Consider the following 18,925-nt stretch of genomic DNA (forward strand, 5'->3'; position numbering starts at 1 on the left):
CCGGTCCGGACTTAATCAGTCTGACCGGATATTTTTTTATTTGTTCGGCGGGGCTCGGAGCTGTTTAAAATTTATTTGATATATTTAAACAGCTGCTTAACATTTTCTTCATATTTTAGCATTTGAATCTTTATATAGGCCCCGGAAATAAATGAAACAAGTATTGATCATAAATGGTGATCCTGAAAAAACTGCTGCTACAAATTATTTAATACAGGCGTATATTAAAGGGGCCCAGGATGCCGGAGCACATATTAAGGAGATTGCTATTGTGGATTTGATTTTTAATTCAAACAAGCAATTCAATAACCGCGTCACCGAACTGGAACCTGATCTGAAGCGTGCACTGGACCTGATTATGTGGGCTAATCATGTGGTTTTATTCTGTCCTGTCTATTTATCTTCTATTCCTACCCGCATTACCGGATTCTTTGACAGGCTGTTTATGCCTGATCAGGTTTTTCATCCCGGTCAGCAGAAAATGAACAATAACTTTAGTGGTAAATCCGCACGGATTGTTTCTATTCTGGATCAGGAAACTTTTGAGTACTGGAAACAAGACAAAAAAATCACCTACCTGTCTATTAAAAGAAACGTTTTTGAAAACTGCCGCTTTCATCCTGTGCTGACCAATACAATCGGCCAGCTATATTCTCTGGATAATGAATACAGTAAGAAGTGGTTAAGGAAACTGGAAGCCTTCGGATCAAAAATTATCTAGCTGAAAGCGATTTTAGTGGGTTATTAAAATTATTTTTTATATCTTGTTGAGTATAAGATGATAATGGCAAAATAATTGCTCTTGTCTCTGTAATTAAAGAATAATAACCCTAAAACTAAAAGTTATGGCTTTCAAAGCAAGATTAGACTTTTCGGGCAAGGAGTACGACGTGCTCCATTGTGCCTATTCTCTAAACCGTGATGTTGATGCAAAAGGAAGACCCTCTTCCGGAGTGTATGGTGGAACAATCGATATTGAACTCGAATCTACCGAAGATACCTCAGTTGTTGAAGCAATGGTAAACAATCAGTACAAACCTTTAACCGGCACTTTGCTAATCAAGAAATCTGAAGAAGATGCGAAGATGAAGGAGGTTCATTTTGAAGATGGATACATCGTTAAGTATTCGGAAGGAATTAATATTGTTGGAGATAATCCAATGACTTTAAAATTCCAGATCTCGGCCCGTAAATTAAAACTCGGAAATGCTGAGCACATTAATGACTGGCCTAAGGCTTAATAGTAACTGAACGTTTAACATTTAAAAAAAATTATCATGGCATTTAAAACCAGATTGACCTTAGGGTCGAAAGAATTCGACGTGCTGCAGTGCAGCTATTCATTAAACAGAGATGTTGACGCAAAGGGACGTCCGTCATCTGGAGTTTATGGTGGTACCATCCATTTGGAGATAGAATCTACTGAAGATACTTCAGTGATTGAATCTATGGTGAACAATCAGTACAAGCCTCAGGCTGGAACTATTGTGTTCAAAAAGGGAGAAGAGGATGCAAAAATGAAAGAACTTCATTTTGAAGATGGTTACATTATTCAGTACAACGAGGGGATTGCCGTTAACGACAATACACCGATGACTTTAAGCTTTGTCGTATCAGCGCGTAAGTTAAAGATCGGTAATGCCGAACACACTAACGACTGGCCTAAAGCGTAAACAGGTATTTTAAGGATCAGCCTGCCGTAATTTATTTACAGGCAGACTGATCTTTTATGTCCATCTGATCAGCAAACTGTAGTATTAATCAGCAATTAAATTATTTGTTTAGCCCTGTACCTATGAAACTGGCTTGTTTTAGGCTCGTTTAGGCAACAGTGGCAAACTTTTTGTTATTGTCTGTGTAGTTTATAAAAAATATTTCACCCCAAAATTAAAGTTATGGCTTTCAAAGCAAGATTAACAACTATGGGCAAGGAGTACGATGTACTTCACTGTTCTTATTCTTTAAATCGTGATGTAGATGCAAAAGGAAGACCTTCTTCTGGTGTCTACGGCGGAACTATCGACATCGAAATCGAGTCTACTGAAGATACTTCAATTGTAGAAGCAATGGTAAATAATCAGTATAAGCCACTTGCTGGTACACTGCTGATTAAAAAATCTGACGAGGACGCGAAAATGAAGGAAGTTCATTTCGAAGACGGATACATTGTGAAATATCAGGAAGGGATCAACATTACAGGAGCCAATCCGATGACGCTGAAATTCCAGATCTCAGCACGTAAATTAAAGCTTGGTAGTGCAGAGCATACCAATGACTGGCCGAAAGCTTAATTAACCTTTTAAAATTCTGATATCTGTTTTTAGTATAACACTAAATATTAACGATATTTAAGCTTATTGGGTTAATCAATTAACAATTTTTTAAAATATTATTACGTATTATCATGGCTTTCAAAACCAGATTAACACTCGGATCTAAAGAATTCGATGTACTGCAGTGCAGTTTTTCATTAAATAGAGATGTTGACGCTAAAGGCCGTCCATCATCAGGTGTTTATGGCGGAACAATCCACGTTGAAATAGAATCAACAGAAGATACATCTGTTATAGAATCAATGGTTAATAACCAATATAAACCCTTATCAGGAAATATTATTTTCAAAAAAGGGGAAGAAGATGCGAAAATGAAAGAATTGTCATTTGAAGACGGATATATCATTCAATATAATGAAGGTATAGCTGTAAATGATAAGACACCTATGACTTTAAGTTTTGTAATTTCTGCACGCAAGCTGAAACTTGGCAATGCAGAACATACTAACGACTGGCCAAGGGCATAATGATTTATTGAATGCTGTCAGGTAATTGCCTGGCAGCATTTTGCAAAATAATCAACCTTCAAACCGCAGAAATTCCAACCGATGGAAAAGAAAATAAATCTGGAAATACAAATTGATGATAAAGCAATCGTTCATTTTAATTCCCTCAGAATCACGCAGGCATTTAACCGCCATCATGAATTTGAACTTATCATTAACCAGGACGTCATTGAAGAAACGGGATCTTTCAAAATAGACCAGTCCAAAGCATGGATTGGAAAAAGCTTCGTAGTCAGTATTGACCAGGGAAATACTGCCTTTAAGGGAGTAGTCTGCGAGGTGAACCTTTCTCAGAGTCATGGACTCAGGGGAAACCTGATTGTCAAAGGGTACTCACCTACAATTTTATTGGAAACCGGAGGAAAGATGCTATCATTCAGTGATATGCAACTCGATGCGATCGTTAAGAAAGCAACTTCTGGTTTAGCCTCGAATGATATGGATTTTGCTGTAAAACCAGCTTACCGCGAATCTCTTAAATATATTACACAGTTTAAAGAGAGTAACTTCAGCTTTATCAACCGTTTAAGCTCAGAATATGGAGAGTTTTTCTATTATGATGGCAAAGTACTCCATTTTGGTAAACCATCCGATCAGAAATCTGTTAAGCTGGTACATGGCCAGAACCTGAACGTCATGAATATGGCTGTTCGTATTCAGCCGATGAACTTTTCATACTTTTCTTACCGTTCTCAGGAGAATACCACACTGGATACACAGGCTCCAGATCATGTAGATGGACTAAATGGTTTTTCTCAGCATGCTTTACAACAGTCTTCTTCGGTGTATGACAGCAGCGTAAATCATCCGATCAAACCAAGGGTCGAAAATAAAAGTCAGCTGGATAAACTGGCGGCAAAACATAAGGCAGCGATGGCCTCAAACTTATCGGACATTACTGGAGAGAGTACTAATACTGCCTTGAATATCGGCAGTATAGCTGATGTATATGTATCCCGTAAAATTGATACAGGTGCATTCAACCAGGACTCTTTAAGTAAGTTTTTAATTACGGAAATTACACATCATATTGATGGTTTAAGCAGATATACGAACACTTTCAAAGGAGTTCCAGCAGATACAGAGGTATTACCTGTCGAAAAAGTTCATGTACCTCAGGCGGAGTCTCAGGTTGCGATCGTGACTGATAACAATGATCCTTCTCAGACAGGAAGAATTAAGGTACAGATGTTATGGCAAAAAAATAATGAAACTACTGACTGGATCAGGGTATTGACACCTGATGGCGGAACCAGTGACCCTTTTACAAAAAACAGAGGTTATGTGTTTATCCCAGAGGTAGGCGATCAGGTTATTGTGGGTTTTAGATACAATGATCCGGACAGACCTTTTGTAATGGGAAGTATTTTTCATGGTTCTACCGGTGGTGGTGGATCAGATGCCAATCATATGAAAAGCATTGCCACCAGAAGCGGTCACCTGGTTGAATTTAATGATGGGCCATCCGGTCATGGAATTACCATTACCGATATTAATAAGAATGTCATTCATATAGATACTGCCGGGAATAATATTACGATTACAGCGAATGAGAATATGACGCTGAATTCTAAGAATATGCAGATCAATGTTGCAGAGAACCTGGATGTCATGGTAGGACAGAACATTACCATGACTGCCAGTCATAACATGAGCACACAGGTTGGAGTGAACGGCCAGATTAGTATAGGGGCTGATTATACACTAAATGCGGCTAATATTACAGAAGTAGCGGTGAATGCTTTTCAGAGTGAAGCGACGAATATTACTAAAACAGCTGCGGGCGCACTTAACATGAGCAGTACTGAAGGTAGTATTACTAAACATGCCGCCAAGACAATACATAATAACAGCGGAGAAAAAAGTAATCTGTTTTAGTCATGATTAAAGGTAATATCACAAAGATTTCTAACGGACATATGAATGAGGTCTCAAAGCTCGATCATATCTCTTATGCGAAGACCATGCAGTCAAATGCTTCGGGGCAGATCAATGAGAAAGCCACCGACGGTGTTGTCTTTGGTAAACCTGAGGAAATGAAGTTTACTACGGTTGACGAGATAGATATCGTCATTGGTGTTTTCTTTGATGGGACCTTAAACAATAAATACAATACGGAACATAAGGACGCCGGAAAGGGGAAGGGAAGTTATGGAAATGATTATTCAAATGTGGCAAGGCTCTTTTATTCATATAAGGAAAAAGGTTATACGGTTTCAACTTATATTGAAGGGATCGGTACTGAAGATGGTGAATCTGATTCAACCATAGGTTCTGGTTTTGGGGCCGGAGATACCGGTATTCCTGCTAAAGTGCAAAAAGGGTGTAGAAATATTGTAGATACAATTTTAAAAGTTGCAAACAAGCGGATAGGTACATTAACGATCGATGTCTTTGGTTTTAGCAGAGGCGCAGCAGCAGCAAGACACTTCATCTATGAAGTAACTAAACCCAGCTATGCACCAACATCAAATACTTCTTTTAGTGAAACTAAATATGACGCCAATGGTCATGAGACAACGCTCGACGAAATGCCTGCCGGAGGTGAATTAGGTAAGATCTTATTAGAACGAAAATTAAAAGTGAATCAGATTAAGATCCGCTTTGTGGGATTATTCGATACGGTGTCTTCTTTTAATAAGGGAGGGTTCTCCGTCTCACCGGATTTCAGCAATGATGTAGGGGAATTACACTTAAACCAACTTTTTAAAGCTGAAAAGGTAATTCATTTTACTGCGGCTGATGAACATCGGAAGTATTTTGCGCTTACCCGTATACAAAGTGCAGGCTCTAAGGGAATAGAAAAAGATTTTCCGGGCGTGCATTCTGATATTGGTGGCAGTTATCCTGACGGAGAGGAATATGTAGATGAGATTTTAATGGGATATAACGATGAATTAGTAGCAGAAAAGAATCGTCTTATTGCCGAGTCTTGGTATAAGGATGAGCAGCTCGAAGTTCATAGTTTCTTGGGTAAGTTATCGGGAAGAAGAAATTTAAAGAAAGCCTATAGTTATATAACGCTTCATTTTATGTGTGAGTTTGCAGTAAATTATCCAACCCCTCTGTCCTTTGATCGGGCATTTCTTGAACAAAAATATCCAATCAGTACAAGTCCTGACGATTTATTAGGCTTTATGAAAATCAGGTTGCATAGTTATGTTTTTGATAATCATGAGCCACTTAAATTTAAATATTACAGTCAGTTGCAAGATGCCCTTAAAAACAATAAAATAACTCCTTCAGCTTTTAATAAAGAATTAGAAGAACAAAAAAGGATAAGGGTGTTACGCAATAATTATTTGCACTGGTCCGCAACCTTTAATGGAATAGGAGAGCCATTTCAACCAAATATTGAAGATCAACAGCGTAAAAGAATCCCTTATGTCGGTTAATAAATTCACGATCCTTAAACTAGTCACTTTACAACTGATATTAATTATCCAATTATCATCATGTCAACGTATGCAAACTGAAAAATATGAGTGGATTCCCACTATAGGTGCTCCGGAAATATACCCGATTAAAATTATCAGGGGAGAATTTATCACGAAAAATGAAATTGGCCCCGATTTGCCGCGATGTGATTTTGTAGGAGCTGGTTGGGGAAGGAGTGGTTGTGTAATGGTTGTTGGACCTGATAAAAAAGCGCTTCCAGATAGTTTGTCAATAACCTGGTTATCTTATGCTGAAAATAAGTTTTATGATGGGAGATTTGTTTTGCCTAAAGAAAGAATATCCGATCTTTTCAAAAAGGGATATGTGGACCGTAATACTGATAAACAAAGAACTTATGACTATTTAACAGTGGGGATGACTCCAGGAGGTACTGTTGTATTATGGTTGTCAGGAGGCAGAAGACAGATCGAAGTTGGCCAGTTTAAAGCTAAAGAAATTAAATTGACGATAAAAGATCTGGGAACTGATTTTGAATATATGTTCAAACCTGGATTTGTTAAAGAAACCTATGAGCGAAATATGTCTCCTGAATTAAAGGAGCAATTTAAAAAAGATGGAATTCAATATAATCTTGCTGAGAAATGGCTAAAGCGGTATAACTGGAATTTCACTGTTAATTCGGATAAGGTGAAATTTTATCAGCTCATGCCATTTTATTTGAATTCTGAGCAGGAACAGATTTTTGATTCAGCGTTACTAAGTGATGTTGCTCAGCAAAGAGCGGTACCTGAAAAAATAAATGTGGAATGGTTTGACCAGAAAAGTCGTAAAATGATAACTGAGATTATTTTTGATGAAAACGAGATCCAGGCAGCATTTGCCAGAATACCTCAGAATGGCAAAGGAGAATTACATTTTGAAGTTGATCCTAATGAATATACAGTCGCAGTTACGCTGAAAACAGATGGGAAAAATATAAAGATAGAGAAGCAGAAAGCAAAAACTCAGCATGATGCAGATTAATTCGCCTGACTGATTAATTACGTGAACAATGGGAGACGAAATAAACAATATTCGAAATGGAATTGGAGAACCTTTTCAACCAAATACTGAAGATCAACAGCCTAAAAGGATTCCTTATGTCGGTTAATAAATTCACAATACTTAAACTAGTCATTTTACAAGTGATATTAATTATCCAATTATCATCATGTCAAGGAATGCAAGTTGAAAAATATGAGTGGATTCCCACTATTGGTGCTCCGGAAATATATCCAATTAAAATTATCCGGGGAGAATTTATCACGAAAAATGAAATTGGCCCCGATCTGCCCAGATGTAATTTTGTGGGAGCTGGTTGGGGGGATAGTGGTTGTGTAATGGTAGCCGGACCAGATAAAAAAGCACTTCCGGATAGTTTGTCAATAACCTGGTTATCCTATGCTGAGGACAAATTTTATGATGGTAAGTTTGTTTTACCTAAAGAGAGGGTATCTGATCTGTTCAAAAAGGGATATATGGACCGTTATACTAATAAACAAAGAACTTATGACTATTTAACGGTAGGTATGACTCCGGGAGGTACTGTTGTTTTGTGGTTGTCAGGAGGTAGCAAGCAGATTGAAGTTGGCCAGTTCAAAGCTAAAGAAATTAAACTGACGCTAAAAGATCTGGGACCTGATTCTGAATATATGTTCAAACCTGGATTTGTTAAAGAAAGCTATGAGCGTATGATGTCTCCTGAATTAAGGGCACAATTTAAAAAAGATGGAATTCAATATGACCTCGCTGAGAAATGGCTAAAGCGGTATAACGTGAGTTTTACTGTTAATTCGGATAAGGTAAAATTCTATCAGCTCATGCTGTCTTATTTGAATTCGGAACAGGAGCAGATTTTCGATTCGGCGCTTGCAAATGATACTGCTCAGCAAAGAGCGGTACCTGAAAAAATAAATGTGGAATGGTTTGACCAGAAAAGTCGTAAAATGATCACTGAGATTATTTTTGATCAAAATGAAATCCAGGCGGCATTTGCCAGAATACCTCAAAGTGGAAAAGGAGAATTACACTTTGAAGTTGATCCTAATGAATATACAGTCGCAGTTACGTTGAAAACAGATGGGGAAAGTGTAAAAATAGAGAAGCAGAAAGCAAAAACTCAGCATGATACAAATTATTCGTCTGACTGATTAATTACATGAACAATGGGAAATGAAATAAACGTTGAGACACCTGCTAAACAGGTTTCATTTGCTTCAAATCATGCTGTTTTGTTGCAACTTATACCTCCTTATTTTAAAAGGGTGTATGGATTGCGCCAGGTTTTTAAATCAGCTGATGCTGAAACTGTTTTAAAATATGAAACCTCATTTACCTATAAAAAGACTGTTGCCGATGATCGGAGGCTGTTTGAAATAGACCGGGTGAGTCAGGTTTACATTAACGACACTTTACCCGAATCTGTTGCGGATCAGCTTGCTTTACAAACAGGGGCAGTGTTTTATCCTTTACAGGTCCTGGTTAATTTTAAGGGAGAGTTTATTTCTGTAGCTAATCCGGAGGATTTACGGGAACGCTGGAAAAGTACTAAAGAATCCATACTTGACTATTTTGTCGGAGAGGATGTGATACATTATCTTGAAGTCACAGAATCCGTTATTGCGGATCAGCATCAGCTGAATGAGGTAATCAGTAAAGACCTGGTGATCCGGACATTTTTTGCCGGGATATATTGCTCCTATAAAAATGATGAGGGTATTCTAACAGAGCTTAATTTTCCATTGACCGGTCAGGCAGCGCCATGGCAGTTTTCGGTTAAACAAATTGTCAGCCCGGTATATAATCCCGATGGTCAGATAGAAATCAGACATGAAGGAGTTTCTATAGATGATCGCTGTATTGGTGATATGATTAGGGAAGATGATTATGCGACTATGCGCTTTGAAGATGAAACCATTCCTAAAGTGGAGGCTGGTTATAAGGCCAGATACGCTTTGAATGCAATTACTAAAAGTATAGAGGCCCTGGAGGTTTCCTGGAATATGAAGCTACAGCAGGAAGAGATAATCAGTATAAGCATGTATGAAATATCTGGTGCAGACAAGCAGTCAGAAGAACAGCTGGCTAAAGACTCTGTTCAGAAAGAGAAACATGAGCAGGCAGCCGGAGTATCCGGATTTATAAAAAAGTTATTTGGTTAAGTTATGGCAGAGAAATATATAGTCGTTCAAGGGGCAGTATGTCAATGTAATTTTGGATCTGCGCCCGATCAATTGAAAGTATTAAGCCAGACAAAAGAGTATGCCAATGATAAAGATGGTAGTACTAAGCTGATTGCCAGTACAAAAGATATCGGTGGCTCAACTTTTAGCAGTAATACCTTTGGTAGTTGCTCCAAACAGAACAACAGACCCTGTAAGACAGTAGTAACCGAGTGGAAGGGCTTTTATGAAAAGGCCACTTTGACTAATGGAGGGAAGGTTTTGACCGAGGATAGTAAAGCCACCTGTCCGATAGGCGGGGCGGGTTGTATTAAAGTAGTCAAACACGGGCAATCTGCTGAAGTGAGTAAAGAACACACGCAGAAAGCTAATGCTAAGGTCCAGAAAGCATTAAATCCAGCGGTTGACCCAAAGGCACTCAATCATCCAAAATTCACAGCGGAAGGAATCATTTTATCTTAATTTGTAATGGCTGATAAAGGAATAAAAAAAATAGCCCTGGCGCCCACTAATATCTATTATCCTAAAATGGGCGGGGGGAAGGTACTGGTTTTACCTGGTGGTGCTTCTTCGTCCTTTAGTGTTGCTGAATGGCTTCCCGGTACAACTGAGGCAGAAAAGAAGAAAGTATTCTGGAGGTTGCAGGACAATAAGAAAAAAGAGATTATTGTACAGTACCAGGGTAGCAGCCCGGTTCTCAGTAATTTTGTAATCTCCAAAAAACTGAGTGGTGCACAGGTCTATTACCTGGGAGCAAGCTTAAGTGATAAGCCAGATTATGAATCAACTTCTGGGATTTATGTACGCGGTTACAGTCCTCCAAGAATTATCAGTTCTGTCTGGAGTATGGAGCCAAACGGGGCGGATATCCGTAAAAAAGAAGAGATAAGTTATGGCGAGGACATTAACCTGAACATGATTACTGAAGGTTTGAATGGCTATACTTTAACCATAACCGTTTACAGCCGCCAATGGGGACCAGACAAAAATATTTTTACCTATACCAGTGTCGAATGTTTTAATGGTGAGGTTAACCTGAAAATCAGAAATACTTATGCCTGGTACAGTAAGATTGGGGGGGATAAACTAACCCATGAGCTGTATGTTAAAGTTCGGATTGACGGGGCGCCGAATTATGTTGTTGATGAACATAATGATGATTCGCATGCGCGTTACTTAAAGATTAAGGATGTCATTTATAATAAAACGGTTGCAGGTGCGGTTAACAACCTGCCTGTAAAGATCGGAGAGAGTGATTTAAATATCAAACGATATGAACCTTGTAGTTTCACACAGCTCCAGATCATAGAAGACGGAGAGAAATTTCTACTCTTTGATGAGGGAAAACTGGGTGTAAAGGGATTGAAAAAAGATTCTTTTTCAAGGTCTGAGGAGATCTACTATGATTTTGCTAAATGGAACCTAACGGGTTCTGCACGTTCTGTACTGGATAAACTGGCCACTTTTCTACTGGAATCGCCCTATGTACCCGTTGAATTAGGATCGCATACAGACAACCGTGGTACTGACGCATTTAACATGACACTATCCGAAAAGAGAGCCAAAACTGCGGTAGACTATCTGGTAGGAAAGGGAGTTACCCAATCGAGGATAACGGCTAAAGGATACGGGAAAACAATGCTTGTTATTAAAGGTGATCATCTTACCGAGGCACAGCATCAGATGAACAGACGAACGACAATCCTGTTCAAGATCTTTGAAAATAATGCTGAAAATATAGTTTATGAAACCTTCGCAGGAGATTTTGACCTTAAAAAGAAAATGCCTTTAATTATCAAGGATTTTACCATTAAGGGCTGCCTGAGAACACCTTTACATAATAACAAGAAAATAAAGGTCGTCAAGATTGCTGCTTTAAAAGAGGGGTCCAATCCCACCTATGAATTAGCCATGGACGGGGACCAGATCCATACAGCTGTTTATTCAGATCTTGCTAAATTAGATGCTTTTCCGATCAGTTATATCTGGCCTATCCTGAATCCGCCAAACAAATTTCTTTTTTACATCAACAGCTGCAGGTATTTTTCAAATATAGAGCGGCCCACTGTTGCAATTGTAACCTATTCAGATATTAAATGGGATTTTCATTTCTATTTAAACCTGAGTGAAGCACTCAGTGTTAAATGGCAGAAATTAAGCCCTGATCAGCATAAAAAGATGCAGCAGCAGGCTGGTCGTATCGGGGCAGAAAAGTCCAATCAGAATGTAAAGGTTGATTTTGGTGTAGTATTAGAGGCGAACTGGAATAAAGAAGGATCTAAATATGGCGGTCATAACGAGTTCACCGCTAAATATGATGAAAAGATTAAGTGGCTCTATAAGATATTTGCTTCTTTGAAAGAAGTCTCTAAAGCAATTACTGATACGACAAAAGGGAAGGTGAAAAAAATGCCTATGGGTTTGGCTATTTCTATTCAGCAACCTAATTTCTGTCTGGGTGCTGAATGGCAGCTGCAAAGAGGTGAGCGTAAAATGCAGAAAACCAATGAAATAGGTACTGAGATTAAGTTTTATTTTCAAGCCAAACCTATTATTGGTATGGAACTTAAAATAGATCTGTTAGATGGAATTGTACAGGGGGTGGTAGGGGTTTTTACCGGGGGTACGGGAAACCTTGTGGCTAAGGAGATATTTGATGATGTAAGAGACTGGGTGGGTGACGATGGACATTCAGTTACGTTAAAAATGTATATTGATCTGATCATTAAGGGTACTATACAAGGTGAAACTAATCTGACCATTAATACCAAATCCGACAGGAATGTGTCCAATTCGAAGCTCGATGCAACCTTAACAGTTACTATTGATGCGGGAATTGAAGCCAAAGGAAAGGTCGTTGTTGTTGGTGTTGAGGCCTATCTTAAAGGCGTACTGAAAGCTACTGGTTCTGCCGCAATAACCTTTGGTCATAATCTGAACTACGATGGAAAAGGGCTTAATTACAGACCTGAATTGATTTTTGAAGGACTAAAAGTTAAATTCGTTGTTAAAGCCGAAGTGGGGATCTCTATTAAAAAGAGCTTCTTTGCCACTGAGAAAAATTATAACCTGGCTGATTTTGATAAAACAGTCATGCTGATCCCTGAATTTGATGTTGTGAAAAATTTAGAGAAATATGCAGGAATAAGTGCAGATATACCATTAATTAGAAACTCCTAAATAAAAACTAAAACATGAAAACAACCATTTTTGTTATTCTATTTGCTATGACTATTCAATCTTGTGATTCTAAAAATAATGGAAAGAATGAAAATAAGGATACTGTGAACAAGGCTGCGGTTAATCAGGATACAGTTCATAAAGTTGAACCTGCGACGCCGGTTTCGGGCGGATTTGATCTGGCCAGCCTGACCTTTAAAGAAACGATCCAGTCTGTTGATCAGCTTTCCGGTGTTAAAGTGAGTGCCAGTCCTTCTGAAGAGAAGACCTTGTTTGGTTATGACAGATCAGAAAGTACTTCTCCTAAATTATTAATTTATAATCAGATCCCTCTTGCCGGTGAGGCGGATAATATGACCAGTAAGGTTATTTTTCATTATAAGGAAAAGGGCGGTGAACTGGCGATGTATGAACTGAGAATTTACTCTGCTGTACCAAACAATGCTCTGGTTAAAGCCATCGAACAGAAAGTTGGGCAACCGGTTGTCAACAATTCTCCTAAAGATAGTGATAGCGGTGTTAATTTTAAACAATACGTCTGGGTGAAAGGTGATATCATATACGTCCTTTTACAGGAACTGAATCAAACAGGTGTCAAAGTCTCAAACCTTGCTGTATTTAAAAATGACAACAAGGATTTCTATAATCTACTTGGACAGAAAGGTTATGCGATTGATGCGGTTGGATTGATTAAGGGGGCTTTAGCTAAAGGAAGTAAATAAGTACTGTAACTAATTATTAATTTACATTAAGAACATCACATTGAAACCATATTATGTAATTGAATTTAGCGCATCGACCTGTCTGTTTGAGATCAGGGTTAACGATGTTCCGGTTATTATCCTTGACTTGCCAGGGCAGGCCTCTTCTATGGTACCTGTGAATTTTGCTATTCTGGAGAATGGAATCCAGACTATCGACGCTAAAATACTTCCCCATTCGGGACAAACGACAGTAGATCCAAATGCCTCTCTGGAGTACCGCGTGAAACTCTATGATGTGAGTTATGAGTTCGTTTTTAAGGAACAACTGAAAGAATATGTCTTTCCTAAAGCTGAGAAACCTCTGCCTTATAGCCGGAAACTGGATCAGTTTAATGCACAGATACCCTATCAGCTTGAAGGCTGGCGCAAAGGAGTTAACCTGAAAGATGTAGAAGATACAGGCCTGAAATTGAAAAGGGCTTACGACCGTTTGGCATTGTCAATCCGTAACAAACAATACGATCAGTTTAAAAATGCGCTGGCCAACAGGGAAAACATCATGGCAACCAGTATGTACCTGAGTGAAGGGGAATCTGTAAGACGGGTAGCAAATCTCATTAAAGATTTTGAGGATGGGTTTGAGGTGATGCCAATGGCACCGGATGCTGTATTTCACTATTATGCTAATGGAAAGATGGCCGCTTACAGAAGAGTAAACGGAGAGCCTGCACTGTTTTTACAAAACCTGGAAAAGAAAGAAGAAATTAGTCTAGATCTCTTGTTTTATATACCAGAAGGTAAAACTGAGTTTGAAGTAATTTAGTACCTGTTCCGGATCATAAAATTATCCCTGATGTCTTTAAAAAAAATCATCATTTGCCTCCTGTTCTTTCTTTTGCCAGGGACCAGCTTTTCTTATGCGCAGCAACACGCCTATACTATAGATCAGTTTCCTGATCCTAAAGCTACAGGGAATAATTATGTCAGTAATCCGGATGGGGTTTTGAGCAGTGCTGCGGTAGATTCATTAAACACGACTATTGCAACACTAGAAGGTAAAACCAAAATTGAAATTGCTGTGGCTGTGGTCAGTAATTTTGAAGAAAATGAAGATCCTTACAATTTTGCCCTTAATTTATTCAGGAAATGGGGGGTGGGGAAAAGTAAAGCTAATAATGGATTGTTGCTTTTCATTGCTACAGACAGGAAACAATATCGCTTTATTACAGGTTATGGGCTCGAAGGGCTTCTGCCCGATGCCGCACTGAAAAGGATAGGTGATCATTATTTTATCCCTGCTTTCCGGGCCGGTAATTATGGATATGGAACAAACCAGGCCTTACAGACGATTGCCAGTTATCTGGAGCAGCCAGCTAATCGAAAAGAGCTGGAACAGTTGCTGGGGGAGGATAAAAAAGAATCTTATCCCTGGATCCCGGTTATTGCGATCAATGCACTGGTCATCGGTCTCTTTGCGCTGACTCTGAGAGATATCAAAAAGAAAACGCCGCGTGTCACAAAGGAGAAAGCTAAACATGCAGTTGTTTATGATAAAGCAAACGGGATAGGCTGCGGGGGATTAATCTTGCTGATCATTGCACTGGTGGTCATCCTGGGTTTTGGCACTGTGAGTTCGTGGTTTAAAGAACACAACATTTTTAATGTTGCTCTGGTCTTATACGTTTTTCTCTCTTTTATCTTACTGTTCAGGTATTTAAATTCGCTGAGTGCAATCAGAAAGGCTAACGTAGATGATTTAAGCTTCAATACAGCGGTCCAAACATTAAACCAGGGTGCAAAATGGTATCTGATTGGATCTCCCTTGATTCTGTTAGTCCTGATTATTGAGGGTAATCGTCAGAAAAAATCTGCAGGCCGTTTTAAACCACTGGTTGATTCTCAAAATATGGAGATGAGCAGAGTGGACCGGAATAAGAACAAAAATGGTACGCCTTACTTAAGTAAAGGACAACAGAAAGAAGAAAAATTGGGTGTCAATACTTATGATATCTGGATAAGTAAAAACGAACAGAAAGTTTTGGGTTATCCCGGTGCTCAATATAGCTCATTTGATCTTTGTCCGGAATGTAACTTCAGGACGTTCAGTCATCAGAAGACCGTTCCTGTTATCAACCCCACCTATCAAAAAGAAGGAGAAGGAAAGAAGGTCCGTATTTGTGAGAATTGTGGGTATGAGGAACTGATCAAAATGATTGTTTTGCCGATACTGTCCACCAGGGACAAGGATTCAGGGTCATCAGGTAGTAGTGACAGTTCCTCCTCCGACAGTGGTAGCTGGGGCGGAGGAGAAACTGGTGGTGGTGGTGCCGGCGGAAACTGGTAGCCGGTATAAATTACGATGAAGATCCCGCCGGTGGCATTGCCGATGCATTTCCATCTCGCATTGCCGTGTAATGCGGAGACATAATTTCTACTCCTGCGGCATTAAACTCATTTTGAATATTTTCAAATAACTTACTATAGATAATAGCCTGCTTATTGGCTTCTTTGGTATAGGCGTTGATCTGATAAGAAATATAAAAATCATCCAGGCTCGTTTGCAGTACAAATGGTTTGGGTTCTGACAGGATATACTCCGTTTTTAAGGCGGCCTGTGTGAGCATGTTGTAAATATGCTCAAAAGGGATGTCATAACCCAGTGTAAGTGTCTGGTGAACAATCAGGCCCTGGCTTTCTTTTCGGGTATGGCTTGAATAATTGATTGTACTGCTGGAAAGGACCATAGAGTTTGGTACTGTAATATCTTCGTTTTTGATAGTTTTGATCCGGGTTACCAGCATGGTTTTTTCCAGTACGTCACCTACAACTTCTCCTATTTTTACTCTGTCGCCAATTTTAAAAGGACGCATATAGGTAATGACCAGCCCTGCAACGATATTTGTAATTGCACTTGATGACCCCAGAGAGATCAGAATACCGAGAAACACAGATACACCCTGGAATGCCGGAGAACCTGACCCTGGCAGATATGGAAATATCAGGATCAGCATGAAAGCATATAGGATCACTTTCAGAATATTAAATGTTGGTATGGCCCAGTCTGAGTGAAAGCCCCTGAGTTGTATCTGTCCCAGTTTTATTTCATAAAAGAAATATTTGACTCCCTTAATCACATATTTAAAGATAAAATAGATGACCATTACAGTAAACAGATTCGGCAGATAATGCGCAATGGCATTTAAAGCTATTTGAAGCGGGCTTAATATCCAACCTAATAAAGTGCCCGTCCAGGCTTCTGTTTCAGGAAAAATACTGAACAGCAAGGGGAGGGAGAGATAAATGATCAGAATGATAACAGCAATACGGAAGATATTATTGATCCTGAGCAACACATTCTCAAAATGTTCGGGTGTGAAGATTTTGATGTTCCTGACTTTTAATAGATTGAGGTAGCTTTCCCGCTTAGAAGATAAAAATGAGGCTATCCGTTTAAACAAGCGATTGATAACTGAGATGATCACCGTTAATAAAGCTATGATCAGGACTACCAGACCAATTCTCTTCAGCCAGTTGACCAGACTGTTTGCTTTTCTTTCGGCTGCAATGCTCTGTTTAATTTTATGCAGGTATTCTTTAGCCAGCTGCTCGTTACTTTTGGCAAACCATAAGCCATCCAGATTACCTACGGTCATCAGTACATCGTTATCTTTATAGATCAGGTCAAAACTATTCTCATTTGGACTGACAACCAGAGAGTCAGCTTTATAAAAAGGATCATCATAAAGTTTTACGATCTTTTTAGAAATAGCTTCTGCCCGTTCCAGGGCACTGAAAGAACCAGTTCTGACGAAGATGTAAAATAAGGTATCGGTGTTTAAACGAACAGGATAACCCTTTGCATTCTTTTTTAAAACTTGTATTTTTTCAAGCTGTTGTATCTTTCTTAAAGAATCATTGACCGCGATCTGGCGGATTTTTTTCTCCAGCTCTAAAGTCTTTTTACTATTTCCTGCGGCCAGCTGAAGTTCGTTCTTTAACTGAATTTTTACCAGGGAATCAATCTTTTGCTGTTGCTGATCCTTTAACAGTAAAGCTTCATTAATATTTTGTGTATCCTTTTTTACAGAGTCCTGTCCGTAGGATGCTGTGAAAACTAACAGTGAGATACTAAAAAGGAATAATTTTAATCTCATATAAATTACAACAAATTTAATCAGGTTCTAAATGGTATAAAACATAGCTATTGCAGCAGCTCCCATAGCCACAAAAGTGATCCAGACCAGGATATTGGAGAGCAGACCACTTTTATTTTCGCCCATGATCTCTTTGCTCATCGCAATTCTGCCGATCAGGAATAATAAGGGTACAGCAGCTACACCATTGAGTACAGCGGCATAAACAAGTGCTTTAACAGGGTCAATCCCAATGAAATTGATCAGGAGTCCAATAATAGTTGCGACTGTAATCACCCCATAAAAACCGTATGCTTTTTTAAATTTGAGATTTAAACTCGCATTCCATTGAAAAGCTTCCGAAACAGCATAGGCGGCCGAACCGGAAAGGACAGGTACAGCCAGTAAACCTAATCCGATAATACCTATTGAAAAGATCAGTTTAGCCAGAAAACCAGCATTAGGAAATGAATGCACCAATGGTTCCAGTGCTTTTGCAGCATCGGCTGCTGTATTGATATCTTTGACCCCACTACCATGCAGTACGGTAGCCCCAACCAAAAGGATACACCAGGTTGTAAACTCTGAAATGATCATACCAGCCATATTATCAATACGCATATTTTTAATCCGTCTGGCATTGATGACTTTGCCTTTCCGGATTAAATGCCTGTCTGGTTGTTCTTCTACTTCCTGCGAGGCCTGCCAGAAAAACATATAAGGCGAGATTGTTGTGCCCAGCACTCCGGTAATGATAAATACAAAAGCAAAATTCAGCTCAAAATGAGGGATCACCGTCGCTCTCAGCACCGTTGGCCAGGGTTGGTGGACAATAAATACTGTAATGGGATAAGCAAGTAAAGAGATGGCCAGCCATTTCAGAATTTTAGAATAGGCTTTATAATTCGTGAAAATCTCAAGTATTAAAATAACTGATGTAAAAAAAAGAGTCAGTATGACGAAGTGTACGGGTACCAGTAACTGGGCTGCTGAGGCCATTGCACCTATATCCGCACCAATGTTAATTGTATTGGCGATGACAACCAGGGCGACAACAGCATAGAGTACAGGTCGGCTGTAATGTTCTTTGACTACCGCTGCAATTCCTTTGCCCTTGACCATACCGATCCGGGCACAAGCTTCCTGTACAGCTATCATAAACGGTAACATATAAAGCGCAGTCCAAAGCTGACCGTAGCCAAACTGGGCTCCGGTCTGTGAATAGGTAGCTATACCAGACGGATCGTCATCTGCTGCACCTGTGGTCAGGCCAGGGCCTAATACAGTGAAGAATTTCCAAAATTTCTTTCTACGGGGTTTAGGCGTTTCAGGTTCGAGCATATAGGTTATGTATGCCATAAATATACTTATTTAAGGCTATGTTTATCAATTGATTTTTTTATCAGTGAGGACTGCAACCGGATTGCATACTTCGAATAAATTAGGCAA

General features: G+C 39.2%; 17 protein-coding genes. 15 read left to right on the plus strand and 2 right to left on the minus strand.

Annotated elements, in window-relative coordinates:
• Positions 1–151: 151 nt before the first annotated feature.
• The 15 genes from HDF25_RS02815 to HDF25_RS02885 all read left to right on the plus strand — a co-directional run bounded on the left by HDF25_RS02815 (position 152) and on the right by HDF25_RS02885 (position 15,687).
• Complete coding sequence (locus HDF25_RS02815) at positions 152–721, plus strand: NAD(P)H-dependent oxidoreductase (RefSeq protein ID WP_184622522.1); 570 nt, start codon at positions 152–154, stop codon at positions 719–721.
• A gap of 124 nt (positions 722–845) precedes the next feature.
• The gene (tssD, locus tag HDF25_RS02820; protein ID WP_184622524.1) at positions 846–1,241 is read left to right on the plus strand and encodes a type VI secretion system tube protein TssD; all 396 of its coding nucleotides are present in this window, start codon (positions 846–848) and stop codon (positions 1,239–1,241) included.
• 36 nt (positions 1,242–1,277) lie between these two features.
• Positions 1,278–1,673, plus strand: coding sequence for a type VI secretion system tube protein TssD (gene tssD, locus HDF25_RS02825; protein WP_041878824.1), 396 nt, complete (start codon positions 1,278–1,280; stop codon positions 1,671–1,673).
• 222 nt (positions 1,674–1,895) lie between these two features.
• A complete protein-coding gene (tssD, locus tag HDF25_RS02830; protein WP_184622526.1) occupies positions 1,896–2,291 on the plus strand; it encodes a type VI secretion system tube protein TssD in 396 nt (131 codons plus the stop codon).
• A gap of 113 nt (positions 2,292–2,404) precedes the next feature.
• Positions 2,405–2,800 (plus strand): type VI secretion system tube protein TssD, encoded by a 396-nt coding sequence (gene tssD, locus HDF25_RS02835; protein WP_184622528.1) that lies wholly within the window; start codon positions 2,405–2,407, stop codon positions 2,798–2,800.
• Positions 2,801–2,881: 81 nt separating this feature from the next.
• Positions 2,882–4,717, plus strand: coding sequence for a type VI secretion system Vgr family protein (locus HDF25_RS02840; protein WP_184622530.1), 1,836 nt, complete (start codon positions 2,882–2,884; stop codon positions 4,715–4,717).
• Positions 4,718–4,719: 2 nt separating this feature from the next.
• A complete protein-coding gene (locus tag HDF25_RS02845; RefSeq protein ID WP_184622532.1) occupies positions 4,720–6,234 on the plus strand; it encodes a T6SS phospholipase effector Tle1-like catalytic domain-containing protein in 1,515 nt (504 codons plus the stop codon).
• 70 nt (positions 6,235–6,304) lie between these two features.
• Complete coding sequence (locus HDF25_RS02850) at positions 6,305–7,261, plus strand: DUF2931 family protein (protein ID WP_184622534.1); 957 nt, start codon at positions 6,305–6,307, stop codon at positions 7,259–7,261.
• A 197-nt stretch (positions 7,262–7,458) separates the two neighbouring features.
• Positions 7,459–8,427: a DUF2931 family protein gene (locus tag HDF25_RS02855; RefSeq protein WP_221450837.1), complete on the plus strand. Its 969-nt coding sequence runs from the start codon at positions 7,459–7,461 to the stop codon at positions 8,425–8,427.
• Between the two features lie 15 nt (positions 8,428–8,442).
• A complete protein-coding gene (locus tag HDF25_RS02860) occupies positions 8,443–9,438 on the plus strand; it encodes a hypothetical protein (protein WP_184622538.1) in 996 nt (331 codons plus the stop codon).
• Positions 9,439–9,441: 3 nt separating this feature from the next.
• Positions 9,442–9,921, plus strand: a complete 480-nt coding sequence (locus tag HDF25_RS02865) for a DUF4280 domain-containing protein (RefSeq protein ID WP_184622540.1) — start codon at positions 9,442–9,444, stop codon at positions 9,919–9,921.
• A 6-nt stretch (positions 9,922–9,927) separates the two neighbouring features.
• Entirely contained in the window at positions 9,928–12,639 is a 2,712-nt protein-coding gene (locus HDF25_RS02870; RefSeq protein ID WP_184622542.1) for an OmpA family protein, read from the plus strand.
• A 14-nt stretch (positions 12,640–12,653) separates the two neighbouring features.
• Positions 12,654–13,361 carry a hypothetical protein gene (locus tag HDF25_RS02875; protein ID WP_184622544.1) on the plus strand — a complete coding sequence of 236 codons (708 nt, stop codon included), beginning with the start codon at positions 12,654–12,656 and terminating at the stop codon, positions 13,359–13,361.
• 40 nt (positions 13,362–13,401) lie between these two features.
• The gene (locus tag HDF25_RS02880) at positions 13,402–14,166 is read left to right on the plus strand and encodes a hypothetical protein (protein ID WP_184622546.1); all 765 of its coding nucleotides are present in this window, start codon (positions 13,402–13,404) and stop codon (positions 14,164–14,166) included.
• 30 nt (positions 14,167–14,196) lie between these two features.
• A complete protein-coding gene (locus tag HDF25_RS02885) occupies positions 14,197–15,687 on the plus strand; it encodes a TPM domain-containing protein (RefSeq protein ID WP_184622547.1) in 1,491 nt (496 codons plus the stop codon).
• 10 nt (positions 15,688–15,697) lie between these two features.
• On the opposite strand, the gene HDF25_RS02890 is transcribed toward HDF25_RS02885, so the two are convergent.
• Together HDF25_RS02890 and HDF25_RS02895 are read right to left on the minus strand one after the other, a co-directional pair.
• Complete coding sequence (locus HDF25_RS02890) at positions 15,698–17,497, minus strand: mechanosensitive ion channel family protein (protein ID WP_184622548.1); 1,800 nt, start codon at positions 17,495–17,497, stop codon at positions 15,698–15,700.
• 27 nt (positions 17,498–17,524) lie between these two features.
• The gene (locus tag HDF25_RS02895) at positions 17,525–18,835 is read right to left on the minus strand and encodes an NRAMP family divalent metal transporter (protein ID WP_260409303.1); all 1,311 of its coding nucleotides are present in this window, start codon (positions 18,833–18,835) and stop codon (positions 17,525–17,527) included.
• Positions 18,836–18,925 lie beyond the last annotated feature (90 nt).

It is taken from the genome of Pedobacter cryoconitis, assembly GCF_014207135.1.
GTDB lineage: Bacteria > Bacteroidota > Bacteroidia > Sphingobacteriales > Sphingobacteriaceae > Pedobacter > Pedobacter cryoconitis_D.